The following is a 12,546-nucleotide window of genomic DNA, read 5'->3' on the forward strand; positions in this document are numbered from 1 at the left end:
AAAATGCGTCCCAACCCAATATGTTGTATTAATCGACTATAATTGCTACTACAGCTCCCCACGAAAAAGGTGCGGCGTTGTGGATAAGCGGATGGCGATTGCGGAAAGCACCGGAAAACGAAACAAAAAAACCGGAAAACGCCTTTCCCAATTTCTGTGGATAACCTGTTCTTAAAAATATGGAGCGATCATGACACCGCATGTGATGAAACGAGACGGCTGCAAAGTGCCGTTTAAATCAGAGCGCATCAAAGAAGCGATTCTGCGTGCAGCTAAAGCAGCGGAAGTCGATGATGCCGATTATTGCGCCACTGTTGCTGCGGTTGTCAGCGAGCAGATGCAGGGCCGCAACCAGGTGGATATCAACGAGATCCAGACCGCAGTTGAAAACCAGCTGATGTCGGGGCCATACAAACAACTGGCTCGTGCTTACATCGAGTACCGTCACGATCGCGACATTGAACGTGAAAAACGCGGTCGCCTGAACCAGGAGATCCGTGGTCTGGTCGAGCAGACCAACTCCTCGTTACTCAACGAAAACGCCAACAAAGACAGCAAGGTGATTCCAACCCAGCGCGACCTGCTGGCCGGGATCGTGGCTAAACACTATGCACGCCAGCACCTGCTGCCGCGTGACGTGGTGCAGGCACATGAACGTGGTGATATTCACTATCACGATCTCGATTACTCACCGTTCTTCCCGATGTTCAACTGCATGTTGATCGACCTGAAAGGCATGCTGACCCAGGGCTTTAAAATGGGGAACGCCGAGATTGAACCGCCGAAGTCGATCTCTACGGCAACCGCGGTAACTGCGCAGATTATTGCTCAGGTCGCCAGCCATATTTATGGCGGCACCACCATTAACCGTATCGATGAAGTGCTGGCACCGTTTGTCACCGCCAGCTACAACAAACATCGCAAGACCGCAGAAGAGTGGAACATCCCGGACGCCGAAGGCTACGCTAACTCTCGTACCATCAAAGAGTGCTACGATGCCTTCCAGTCGCTGGAGTACGAAGTAAACACCCTGCATACCGCCAACGGTCAAACGCCGTTTGTAACCTTTGGTTTTGGTCTGGGCACCAGCTGGGAGTCGCGCCTGATTCAGGAATCGATCCTGCGTAACCGTATCGCCGGCCTCGGTAAAAACCGTAAAACGGCGGTGTTCCCGAAACTGGTGTTTGCGATTCGCGATGGCCTGAACCATAAAAAAGGCGATCCGAACTACGACATCAAACAGCTGGCGCTGGAGTGCGCAAGCAAGCGCATGTATCCGGATATCCTGAACTACGATCAGGTAGTGAAAGTCACCGGTTCGTTTAAAACCCCGATGGGCTGCCGCAGCTTCCTCGGCGTGTGGGAAAATGAAAACGGCGAGCAGATCCACGATGGTCGTAACAACCTCGGCGTGATCAGCCTGAACCTGCCGCGTATTGCGCTGGAAGCAAAAGGCGATGAAGCCACCTTCTGGAAGCTGCTGGATGAACGTCTGGTGCTGGCACGTAAGGCGCTGATGACCCGTATCGCCCGTCTGGAAGGCGTGAAGGCACGCGTAGCTCCTATCCTCTATATGGAAGGTGCTTGTGGCGTGCGTCTGAATGCTGACGATGATGTTTCTGAAATCTTCAAAAACGGTCGTGCATCTATTTCGCTGGGTTACATCGGCATCCACGAAACCATTAACGCGCTGTTCGGCGGCGAGCATGTTTATGACAACGAGCAGCTTCGCGCGAAAGGTATCGCGATTGTTGAACGTCTGCGTCAGGCAGTGGATCAGTGGAAAGAAGAAACGGGTTATGGTTTCAGTCTCTACAGCACGCCGAGTGAAAACCTGTGCGACCGCTTCTGCCGTCTCGATACCGCTGAGTTTGGCGTGGTGCCGGGCGTGACCGATAAAGGTTACTACACCAACAGTTTCCACCTTGATGTGGAGAAAAAGGTGAACCCGTATGACAAGATCGACTTTGAAGCGCCTTACCCGCCGCTGGCGAACGGTGGTTTCATTTGCTACGGCGAGTATCCAAACATTCAGCACAACCTGAAGGCGCTGGAAGATGTCTGGGATTACAGCTATCAGCATGTACCGTATTACGGCACCAATACGCCGATCGATGAGTGCTACGAGTGTGGCTTTACCGGTGAGTTCGAGTGCACTAGTAAAGGCTTCACTTGTCCGAAATGTGGTAACCATGACACCTCCCGTGTATCGGTGACTCGCCGCGTGTGCGGATATTTAGGTAGCCCGGATGCACGTCCGTTTAACGCTGGTAAGCAGGAAGAAGTTAAGCGCCGCGTTAAACATTTGGGAAATGGGCAGATAGGTTAATCTTCACTCTGCGCTAAGCAAATGCCGGATGCGGCGTAAACGCCTTATCCGGCCTACATTTGGCAACGGCTCCAGGCCTGATAAGACGCGACAGCGTCGCATCAGGCGTTGATTACCGGATGCAGCCTACACGCGGACTGATAAGCCAGGCGAAATAATGAATTATCATCAGTACTATCCTGTCGACATCGTCAACGGCCCCGGCACTCGCTGCACCCTGTTTGTCTCCGGGTGTGTTCATGAATGCCCCGGTTGCTATAACAAAAGCACCTGGCGGGTAAATTCCGGTCAGCCATTTACCAAAGCAATGGAAGACCAGATCATTAACGATCTGAATGACACTCGCATCAAACGCCAGGGTATTTCCCTCTCCGGCGGCGATCCGCTGCATCCGCAAAACGTGCCGGATATTCTGAAACTGGTACAACGCATCCGCGCCGAATGTCCGGGTAAAGACATTTGGGTGTGGACAGGCTATAAACTCGACGAACTCAACGCTGCGCAAATGCAGGTTGTTGATTTGATTAACGTACTGGTCGACGGCAAATTTGTGCAGGATTTAAAAGACCCTTCCCTGATCTGGCGCGGCAGCAGCAATCAGGTGGTGCATCATTTGCGTTAGTCACTCATCCAGCCGTTTAGTCGCGTCTTCATAAACGGCTGAGTTCTCTCTCTTACCAATAGCTATCACCAACACGAGCAACTCTTTATCGTTAACCTGATAAACCAGGCGATATCCCTGTGTGCGCAGCTTAATTTTGTAGCAGTCCGGTAAATCCCGCAGTTTAGCCGATGGATTGCGCGGCCTTTTCAGCACATCCTCAAGCTTTTTTTTAAATTGTTCCCGGACTGTCACGCCCAGTTTTTGCCACTCTTTCAGCGCCCGCGGATCAAACGCCAGCTCATAGTTCATCCAGTCGGACCTTAATGGCCTCTTGTGGGTTGGCCAGTCGTTCCCTGACAGTGCGTAACAAGGCTTCTTCACTATCACTGACAGTGAGCGTTTTTACCGGCATTCGTCCATTTTCCGCAACGTACTGAAACAGCAGCCGCACTGCTTCAGTAGGCGTGATATTTAATTTTTCCAGCACCGCATAAGCCTCATTTTTCAGTTTGTCATCCAGGCGGACGTTAAGTGTGGCCATTATGCCTCCGGTAATTATGAAAAGTGTAATGCATTATAGCATTACATATGCATTACATTCATTTCTGGAAAACGCCTCGCAAAAATGAGGACGACACGCAGGAATATGCCGTGGTGAAGATAGATATTGCGGTGATTTTACGAAGGGAGAAGAAAGCGTTGGGCGGTAACGTTTCACCGCCCAATAAGGAATTAACGATACTTCTGGTGATAGGCGTTGCGGGTCGTTTTCAGTTGCTCTGCGGCAGCCTGCGCTTCTTTTACTTTACCTTCATTTGCCAGCTTCAGCGCGTCGTCAATCTGACCGACCAGAATATCGAAACCGTGGCGGAAGTCTTTCATTTCCGGGCTGTCCGGTGATTTGCCTTCGAGCTTCGGCGGCGTCGCTTTTTGCGCATCCAGCGCTGCGGCGCGCATCTTCGTTAACGCGTCTTTGACTTGCACCGCGTTATCGGCTTTTTCGACCACTTTTAAATTGTCGTTGAGGGTTTCCATATTGTCTTCCAGATCAGCAGCAAACGACGCCGAACTGAATACCAACGAGGAGACTGCAAGAATAGCTAACAGGCTTTTACGCATTGCTCACTTCCTTTTTTATTTACACTTCATCCTTCACACTGCCTCATCGACGGCTACGCTCATTCGCCCGAGTCACGTACTGCGAGTACGCTCCCCGGCCCTCATTCACTTTCCGTCTCGATGCAGTGCGAATGATTTTGTGTAATTTTTTAGTTTATAGCGCGGCAGGTCGCGCCAGTTTTTTTACTGCCCGGCGATTTTCATCTCCGGCAACAGCACAGAACCACACTGTATATTACTGCGTGTTTCAATATCGTTACCGACGGTGACAATATTGCGCCACATATCTTTTAAATTACCTGCGATGGTGATTTCACTCACCGGATACTGAATTTCGCCATTCTCTACCCAGAAGCCCGCTGCACCACGGGAATAATCACCGGTAATGGCACTCACGCCCTGGCCCATCAGCTCCGTCACCACCAGCCCGGTGCCCATCTCTTTGAGCATTTGTTCGAAGCTTAGCCCTTGTCCGGCAATCCGCCAGTTGTGAATACCGCCCGCATGTCCGGTGCTTTTCAGCCCCAGTTTCCGCGCCGAATAGCTGGTCAGCAGCCACTGAGTCAGGATGCCATCTTTGACGATATCGCGGCGCTCGGTGCGCACACCTTCGCTGTCGAATGGCGTCGACGCCAGCCCTTTCAGCAGATGCGGATGCTCTTCAATGGTCAGCCAGTCCGGCAGAATTTGTTTACCCAGCGAATCCAGCAGGAAGGTAGATTTACGGTAAACCGATCCACCCGCTATCGCCCCCACCAGATGCCCAAAAAGCCCGGTTGCCACTTCATTGGCAAAAATGACCGGCGCTTTCATGGTGGAGAGTTTACGCGGTGACAGGCGCGATAAAGTACGGCGAGCACAATCGGCCCCAACCCACTCTGGCGTTTGCAGATCGCTCATCGCACGACCAATGGTGTAGGCGTAATCACGCTCCATATCGCCATTTTCTTCAGCAATTACACAGCTGGAGAGCGAATGACGCGTAGAGCAGTAACCCTGCAACATGCCGTGGCTGTTGCCGAAAACTTTGACACCGTAGTGGCTGTTAAAGCTACCGCCTTCGGTATTGGTGATGCGTTTGTCCGCCTGCAATGCCGCCTGTTCTGCGCGGGCCGCCAGTTCAATGGCTTCATCCGGGGAAACTTCCGCAGGGTGGAACAAGTCGAGATCCGGTGCGTCAAAGGCCAGCAGCTCTTTGTCTGCCACGCCGGCACAAGGATCTGGCGAGGTATAACGGGCAATATCCAGCGCCGCCTGTACGGTGCGGGCAATGGCCTGCGGGCTTAAATCGGTAGACGATGCGCTACCTTTGCGGTTCTGGTGATAAACAGTGATCCCCAGCGCGCCATCGCTATTGAATTCAACATTCTCCACTTCACCATAACGCGTGCTTACGCTAATGCCGGTGGTCTTGCTGACGGCAACTTCTGCACCGTCCGATTTGCCTGAGGCCAACTCCAGCGCAGTGGAAACTGCTTCTTCCAGAATCTTGCGCTGCGCTTCAACTTGAGAGATTACTTTCATTGCAAGTGCCATAATGTAGAGAGTTTCTCTGAAGTCTAACAGAGAACCGTTTTTCAGTGCGCATCTTAACTGGTAACATTAGCCTCTTTTTTTAAGGAGCCTGAGATGACTAAGCAGCCCGAAGACTGGCTCGACGACGTTCCCGGTGATGACATCGAAGACGAAGACGATGAAATTATCTGGGTCAGTAAAAGTGAAATTAAACGCGATGCCGAAGAGCTAAAACGCCTTGGCGCGGAAATTGTTGATCTGGGGAAAAACGCGCTGGATAAGATCCCGTTAGATGCGGATCTGCGCGCGGCTATTGAGCTCGCCCAGCGTATTAAGATGGAAGGTCGCCGCCGCCAGTTGCAGCTCATCGGTAAGATGCTGCGCCAGCGCGATGTTGAACCGATCCGTCAGGCGCTGGATAAGCTGAAAAACCGTCACAACCAGCAGGTGGTACTGTTCCATAAACTGGAAAACCTGCGCGATCGTCTGATCGATCAAGGTGATGACGCCATCGCTGAAGTATTGAATCTGTGGCCCGATGCCGATCGTCAGCAGCTGCGTACTCTGATCCGCAACGCGAAGAAAGAGAAAGAAGGGAATAAGCCGCCGAAATCCGCACGCCAGATTTTCCAGTATCTGCGCGAGTTAGCAGAGAACGAAGGGTAATTTTCGTTGTTGATGTGAGTATGGTTTGCCGGATACGGTGTAAACGCCTTATCCGGCAATGCTATATCAGGCTGAGGCCGAATTACTGCGCGGCTTCCGCTTTCTTCGCCAGACCATCCAGCAGTTTCTGATGGATCCCACCAAAACCGCCGTTGCTCATCACCAGAATATGGTCGCCAGGCTGAGCGGTTTTCACCACCATATCTGCCAGCGTATCCACATCGCCGCTCCAGTGTGCAGGCTGAACGCAGGCTTCTGCCACTTCTGCCACCTGCCACGGAATATGCGACGGTTGCAGCAGGAAGACTTCATCGGCACGACCTAGTGACGGTGCCAAATCGTCTTTGCAGATCCCCATTTTCATGGTATTCGAACGCGGCTCCAGCACAGCAATAATGCGCGCCGTACCACCAACTTTGCCACGCAGCGCCGCCAGCGTTGCCAGAATCGCAGTCGGGTGATGGGCGAAATCGTCATATACCGTCACACCATTCGCTTCACCACGCAACTCCAGACGGCGACGAGCATTAATAAACGAACCCAGCGCGTTAGCGGCATCTGCCGGCGCTACACCAACATGGCGAGCCGCCGCAATCGCCATCAGGCCATTGTGCATATTATGTTCGCCTACCAGCGACCATTTCACTTCGCCCACTTTTTCGCCATCCAGCAAGACTTCCCATTCGGAAGCATCGGTGGTCAGCTTTTTCGCCTGCCAGTGACCCTGCTCGCCCACCAGCTCCTGCTCGCTCCAGCAGCCCATCGCCATGGTCTGTTTCAGGTTGATGTCGTTTTCCGGCCAGATAATACGGCCCTGCCCCGGAACGATACGCACCAGATGGTGGAACTGTTTCTGGATCGCTTTCAGGTCGTCAAAGATATCGGCGTGATCGAACTCAAGGTTGTTGAGGATCAGCGTACGCGGGCAGTAATGGACAAATTTAGAGCGTTTGTCGAAGAAGGCGCAGTCATACTCATCCGCTTCGATAACAAAGAAGTCGCTTTCGCCCAGACGAGCCGAAACCTCAAAGTTCCCCGGCACACCGCCGATCACAAATCCCGGTTTGTAACCGCACTGTTCCAGAATCCAGGTCGCCATTCCCGCGGTGGTAGTTTTGCCGTGTGTACCGGCAACGGCCAGCACCCAGCGGTCGCGCAGCACAAAATCGTGCAGCCACTGCGGACCTGACATATAAGGGATGTTTTTTTCCAGTACCGCTTCCACACACGGATTTCCACGGGTCATGGCGTTGCCAATAATCACCAGATCCGGCTGCGGGTCGAGCTGGCTGGCATCGTAACCCTGAATCAGTTCAATGCCTTGCTTCTCAAGTAAGGTGCTCATCGGCGGATACACATTGGCGTCCGAACCCGTTACTTCATGGCCTAACTGGCGCGCCAGCATCGCCAGACCGCCCATAAACGTGCCACAAATTCCTAAAATATGAATGCGCATACGTCACTATCCTTTTTTAATCTGCCGCTCATTTTACGCATATGTCGGGCAAGTGAGAAACGCATTTCAGGATAATCCGCAATTTGCTGGCGCGATTCACCTGAGCGCAGCATTGAGATTATTTGTTAAGATTGTTGCGGTCGCTTTACTCCATAAACATTGCAGGGAAAGTTTTATGAAAACGTTAGGTGAATTTATTGTCGAAAAGCAGCACGAGTTTTCTCATGCTACCGGTGAGCTCACTGCTTTGCTGTCGGCAATAAAACTGGGCGCCAAGATTATCCATCGCGATATCAACAAAGCAGGACTGGTTGATATCCTGGGTGCCAGCGGTGCTGAGAACGTGCAGGGCGAGGTTCAGCAGAAACTCGACTTGTTCGCTAATGAAAAACTGAAAGCCGCACTGAAAGCACGCGATATCGTTGCGGGCATTGCCTCTGAAGAAGAAGATGAGATTGTCGTCTTTGAAGGCTGTGAACACGCAAAATACGTGGTGCTGATGGACCCACTGGATGGCTCGTCCAACATCGATGTTAACGTCTCTGTCGGTACCATTTTCTCCATCTACCGCCGCGTTACACCTGTTGGCACGCCGGTAACGGAAGAAGATTTCCTCCAGCCTGGTAACAAACAGGTTGCCGCAGGTTACGTGGTATACGGCTCCTCTACCATGCTGGTTTACACCACCGGATGCGGTGTTCACGCCTTTACTTACGATCCTTCGCTCGGCGTTTTCTGCCTGTGCCAGGAACGGATGCGCTTCCCGGAGAAAGGCAAAACCTACTCCATCAACGAAGGAAACTACATTAAGTTTCCGAACGGGGTGAAGAAGTACATTAAATTCTGCCAGGAAGAAGATAAGTCCACCAACCGCCCGTATACCTCGCGTTATATCGGCTCACTGGTTGCGGATTTCCACCGTAACCTGCTGAAAGGCGGTATTTATCTCTACCCAAGCACCGCCAGCCACCCGGACGGCAAACTGCGTTTGCTGTATGAGTGCAACCCGATGGCATTCCTGGCGGAACAAGCGGGCGGTAAAGCGAGCGATGGCAAAGAGCGTATTCTGGATATCATCCCGGAAACCCTGCACCAGCGCCGTTCATTCTTTGTCGGCAACGACCATATGGTTGAAGATGTCGAACGCTTTATCCGTGAGTTCCCGGACGCGTAATCTCCTGCGCCTCTCCACACGGAGAGGCGTTTTTATCGCTGCGCAATGTTGACTCTTGTCACAGGCGAACTCTGACGATTCTCCCATAGCACCGTTAATCCACGCTGTAGTGCTATAAAAATAAACAACAAAATACCGATGGCGATTTTCGTCCACCAGGAACTCAGCGTGCCATCAAAGTTTATGTAAGTCTGAATCAGTCCCTGAATCGCCACGCCAAAAAGCGTCCCTAATACCGTTCCAACGCCACCGCTCAAAAGCGTACCGCCAATTACCACTGAGGCGATAGCATCCAGTTCCACACCTACGCCCGCCAGCGCATATCCGGCCTGGGTATAAATCGAGAAGACAATACCCGCCAGCGTTGCCAGTCCGGTGGAGAGCATATAAATGCGAATAGTGGTGCTGCGCGTGGAAATCCCCATCAGGTTCGCCGACGTTGTGTTGCCGCCAATGGCGTACACCTGATTACCAAAACGCGTACGATGCGCGAGGAATATGCCGATAACCACCACCGCCAGCATCAGCAGCCCCATCGCACTTAAACGACCGCCGCCAGGGATTTTCCATGCAAGGCTTGAGAGCGTGTCATAAACAGGATGATTTATCGGGATCGACTCTTCCGAAACGAGATAGCTGACGCCACGCAAAAAGAACATTCCTGCCAGAGTAATGATAAACGCCGGGATCTTCAGGGCGTCGATCAAAAGCCCCATAAATGCGCCAAAGGCACAGCCCATCACCAGCACCAGTGGAAACGCCAGCAGCGGCGAGAGGCCGAAATCGCCAATCACTTTTGCCAGAAACACGCCGGTAAAGGCGATCACCGAACCGACGGAGAGATCGATCCCACCGGAGAGGATCACAAAGGTCATGCCAACAGCGATGATCCCCAGAAAAGCGTTATCGGTCAGGATATTGCAGATCACTCTTGTGGAAGCAAAACCGGGAAACTGGGTCAGGCAGTAGAAATAACCCAGCACAAAGACGCCGATGGTGATCATCAGTGGCAAATTACGTTTTATCACGGCTACGCACTCCTTTAATCAGACTGATAAAGCGTTGCGACTGGACAATCAGCACGCAAAGCACCACCACCGCTTTCACCACCTGGTTCATCTCCGGCGGAAAGCCCGAAAGCAAAATTCCGGTGTTCATCCCCTGAATAATCAGCGCCCCCACCACCGAAAGCAGTAGGTTAAAACGTCCGCCCATCAGCGAACCACCGCCAATCACCACCGCGAGAATGGCGTCCAGCTCCAGCCATAATCCGGCGTTGTTGGCATCGGCACCGCGAATATCCGCCGCCACGATAATGCCCGCAATCGCCGCACACAGCCCGCTCAACACGTAGGTGAGCATGACGATGATTCGCGTGTTGACTCCGGCATTTTTTGCCGCCCGAATGTTGATACCAACGGCTTCGATAAACATCCCCAGCGCCGTTTTGCGGGTCAACAGCCAGAACAGGAGAAGCGTCAGCACCGCGATAATGACCGGCGTTGGCAGGAACAATAGCGATCCGCTGCCAAACCATGAGAGATCCGGCGAGTTAAACGTGACGATCTGTCCGGAGGTGATCAGTTGCGCCACGCCGCGCCCGGCGACCATCAGGATCAGGGTGGCAACAAACGGCTGAATTTTGAGGATCGCTACCAGTATGCCGTTCCACAATCCCGCCAGGATGCCAGTGCCCAGGGAGCTTAACAAAACAATCGGCAGGCTGAATCCAGCGACCGTCATCGCAGCCGTTGTGGCTCCGGCGATAGCCATCACCGCCCCCACGGAGAGATCAATCCCACCAGTGGCGATCACCAGCGTCATACCAATCGCCAACAGCGCAACGGGGGCGGCGCGATTAAGAATGTCGATAGGGCTACCGAACAAACGCCCATCCTGAAGCACCACCTGCCAGAAATGCGGGGCTACCAGGCTGTCGACCAGCAGCACCAGCAATAGTGCTACCAGCTGCGGCATTCCTGTTGGCCAGCGAAAGCGCCTTTTCGGCGGCGTAGTGTCCGGGAGAGATTGAGGCATCACACTGTTCTCCTTACGCCGCAATGGCGTTCATGATCGCCGGAACGGAAAGCTCTGCCAGCGGGATCTCCGCTACCTGTTTGCGATCGCGCATGATAATCACCCGGTCGGCATAGCCCACCAGCTCTTCCAGTTCGGAGGAGATCACCAGCAGCGCCAGCCCATCGGCGCACAGCGTTTCAATCAGGCGGATGATCTCGGCGTGGGCACCAACATCAATTCCGCGCGTTGGCTCGTCGAGGATCAGAAATTGCGGTCGGGTCAGTAGCCAACGTGAAAGCAACACTTTTTGCTGATTGCCGCCGGAGAGAAATTCAATCGGTTGTTCGGTGGAAGGTGTGCGAATGCCAAGCTGGCGGATAAAGCGTTCGGCAATCTCTTGCTGCTCTTTGCGGGAAATTGGTCGCAGCCAGCCGCGCTGGGCCTGGAGAGCGAGGATGATATTTTCCCGCACCGAGGCGGCGGCGATAATGCCATCGGTTTTCCTGTCTTCCGGGCAGAAGCCAATGCCAAGAACCGAAGCCTGATGTGGCGAGCGTAGCGTTTGCGCTTTGCCTTTGATCAACGCCGTGCCGCTATCAGCAGGTTTGATACCGAAGATCACTTCGGCGGTTTCGGTACGTCCTGATCCCAGCAAGCCTGCCAGACCGACGATCTCGCCGGGGCGCACTTCGAGATCAAACGGTGCGATCGTTCCTTTTTTGCCGTAATTTTTGAACGCGGCAACGGGTTTGTCGCTCAGTAATGTTCGTCCGGCACGCTGTAGCGCGTGGGTGTCCAGCTCGCGCCCCAGCATCATTTTTACCAGTTCGATCTGCGGTAGCTCGCGGGTTTCCCGACAGCCTACGAAACTGCCGTTGCGTAAGACGGTGATCCGATCGCTGACCTGATAGACCTGATCGAGAAAGTGAGTGACAAAGATCAGGCTGACGCCGCGATCGCGCAACTGACGCATCAGGCCAAACAGTAACTCTACTTCCTGAGTGTCGAGGCTGGCGGTGGGTTCATCGAGGATCAGCACTTTGGCAGAGAGATCGATAGCCCGGCAAATGGCGACGATTTGCTGCATCGCGACTGAAAAGCGGTTGAGCGGTTCCCGCACGTCGAGGGAGAAACCGTAAGATGCCATCAGTTCGGTGGCGCGCTTTTCCATCTCTTTACGGCGTAGAAGGCCGAAACGTTTGGGTTCGCGACCTATGAATAGATTATCAGCGACCGACATATTGGGTAGCAGGTTGACTTCCTGATAGACGGTGCCGATGCCGAGTTGTTGTGCATGGGCGGTATTTTTCGGTGAGATAGTCTGGCCTTCCAGCCAGATGGTGCCACGATCGGCGTGGTAGACACCGGTTAATGCTTTGATTAGCGTTGATTTTCCCGCCCCGTTTTCACCGAGCAGCGCCATGATTTCACCACGGCGCAGGCTGAAATCAACGTTGTCTAACGCTTTGACGCCGGGGAAAAATTTACTTAATCCTTCGGTGCGGAGGATTTCCTGGTGTTGGTTAGTATTCATAGTTTCCCCCGTTGTAAGGCGTGCGCCAGATAAGACACAACAGCGTCGCATCAGGCATCTCGCACAACCGCCGGATGCGGCGTGAATGCCTTATCCGGCGGCCCACAAGTCGGCATCAGGCATCGATGCC

The 12,546-nt window shown here is 53.3% G+C and carries 12 protein-coding genes; 4 read left to right on the plus strand and 8 right to left on the minus strand.

All coding sequences use genetic code 11. The annotated features are described in order from the left end of the window. Nucleotides 1-190 precede the first annotated feature (190 nt). Nucleotides 191-2,329, plus strand: a complete 2,139-nt coding sequence (gene nrdD / locus ACK8NJ_RS20625) for an anaerobic ribonucleoside-triphosphate reductase (RefSeq protein WP_000187799.1) — start codon at nt 191-193, stop codon at nt 2,327-2,329. Nucleotides 2,330-2,486: 157 nt separating this feature from the next. Continuing rightward, nucleotides 2,487-2,951 carry an anaerobic ribonucleoside-triphosphate reductase-activating protein gene (gene nrdG / locus ACK8NJ_RS20630; RefSeq protein ID WP_001106233.1) on the plus strand — a complete coding sequence of 155 codons (465 nt, stop codon included), beginning with the start codon at nt 2,487-2,489 and terminating at the stop codon, nt 2,949-2,951. On the opposite strand, the gene ACK8NJ_RS20635 is transcribed toward nrdG, so the two are convergent. The 4 genes from ACK8NJ_RS20635 to pmbA form a co-directional block, all read right to left on the minus strand. Continuing rightward, nucleotides 2,952-3,242 (minus strand): type II toxin-antitoxin system RelE family toxin, encoded by a 291-nt coding sequence (locus tag ACK8NJ_RS20635; RefSeq protein WP_001105433.1) that lies wholly within the window; start codon nt 3,240-3,242, stop codon nt 2,952-2,954. Continuing rightward, on the minus strand, nt 3,232-3,474 hold the full coding sequence (locus tag ACK8NJ_RS20640; RefSeq protein WP_000212715.1) for a type II toxin-antitoxin system RelB/DinJ family antitoxin: 243 nt from the start codon (nt 3,472-3,474) through the stop codon (nt 3,232-3,234). The genes ACK8NJ_RS20635 and ACK8NJ_RS20640 overlap by 11 nt, the downstream gene beginning before the upstream one ends. A gap of 191 nt (nt 3,475-3,665) precedes the next feature. Next, nucleotides 3,666-4,052 (minus strand): cytochrome b562, encoded by a 387-nt coding sequence (gene cybC, locus ACK8NJ_RS20645; protein WP_001232253.1) that lies wholly within the window; start codon nt 4,050-4,052, stop codon nt 3,666-3,668. Between the two features lie 183 nt (nt 4,053-4,235). Next, nucleotides 4,236-5,588, minus strand: coding sequence for a metalloprotease PmbA (gene pmbA / locus ACK8NJ_RS20650; protein WP_001162173.1), 1,353 nt, complete (start codon nt 5,586-5,588; stop codon nt 4,236-4,238). A gap of 93 nt (nt 5,589-5,681) precedes the next feature. Here pmbA and yjgA point away from each other — a divergent pair, with 93 nt between their 5' ends. After that, complete coding sequence (yjgA, locus tag ACK8NJ_RS20655) at nt 5,682-6,233, plus strand: ribosome biogenesis factor YjgA (RefSeq protein WP_000166270.1); 552 nt, start codon at nt 5,682-5,684, stop codon at nt 6,231-6,233. Between the two features lie 82 nt (nt 6,234-6,315). On the opposite strand, the gene mpl is transcribed toward yjgA, so the two are convergent. Continuing rightward, entirely contained in the window at nt 6,316-7,689 is a 1,374-nt protein-coding gene (gene mpl, locus ACK8NJ_RS20660; RefSeq protein ID WP_065228113.1) for a UDP-N-acetylmuramate:L-alanyl-gamma-D-glutamyl-meso-diaminopimelate ligase, read from the minus strand. Between the two features lie 175 nt (nt 7,690-7,864). Here mpl and fbp point away from each other — a divergent pair, with 175 nt between their 5' ends. Further along, nucleotides 7,865-8,863, plus strand: a complete 999-nt coding sequence (fbp, locus tag ACK8NJ_RS20665; RefSeq protein WP_000853753.1) for a class 1 fructose-bisphosphatase — start codon at nt 7,865-7,867, stop codon at nt 8,861-8,863. A 32-nt stretch (nt 8,864-8,895) separates the two neighbouring features. On the opposite strand, the gene yjfF is transcribed toward fbp, so the two are convergent. Genes yjfF through ytfR form a run of 3 tightly spaced genes read right to left on the minus strand, consistent with a single transcriptional unit; the run spans nt 8,896 to nt 12,416 of the window. Further along, nucleotides 8,896-9,891 (minus strand): galactofuranose ABC transporter, permease protein YjfF, encoded by a 996-nt coding sequence (gene yjfF / locus ACK8NJ_RS20670; RefSeq protein WP_000595982.1) that lies wholly within the window; start codon nt 9,889-9,891, stop codon nt 8,896-8,898. After that, nucleotides 9,878-10,900 carry a galactofuranose ABC transporter, ATP-binding protein YtfT gene (ytfT, locus tag ACK8NJ_RS20675; protein WP_122990219.1) on the minus strand — a complete coding sequence of 341 codons (1,023 nt, stop codon included), beginning with the start codon at nt 10,898-10,900 and terminating at the stop codon, nt 9,878-9,880. The genes yjfF and ytfT overlap by 14 nt, the downstream gene beginning before the upstream one ends. A gap of 13 nt (nt 10,901-10,913) precedes the next feature. Beyond that, a complete protein-coding gene (gene ytfR / locus ACK8NJ_RS20680; protein ID WP_112065700.1) occupies nt 10,914-12,416 on the minus strand; it encodes a galactofuranose ABC transporter, ATP-binding protein YtfR in 1,503 nt (500 codons plus the stop codon). Between the last annotated feature and the right edge of the window lie 130 nt (nt 12,417-12,546).

It is taken from the genome of Escherichia sp. F1, assembly GCF_046764225.1.
Taxonomy (GTDB): Bacteria; Pseudomonadota; Gammaproteobacteria; order Enterobacterales; family Enterobacteriaceae; genus Escherichia; species Escherichia coli.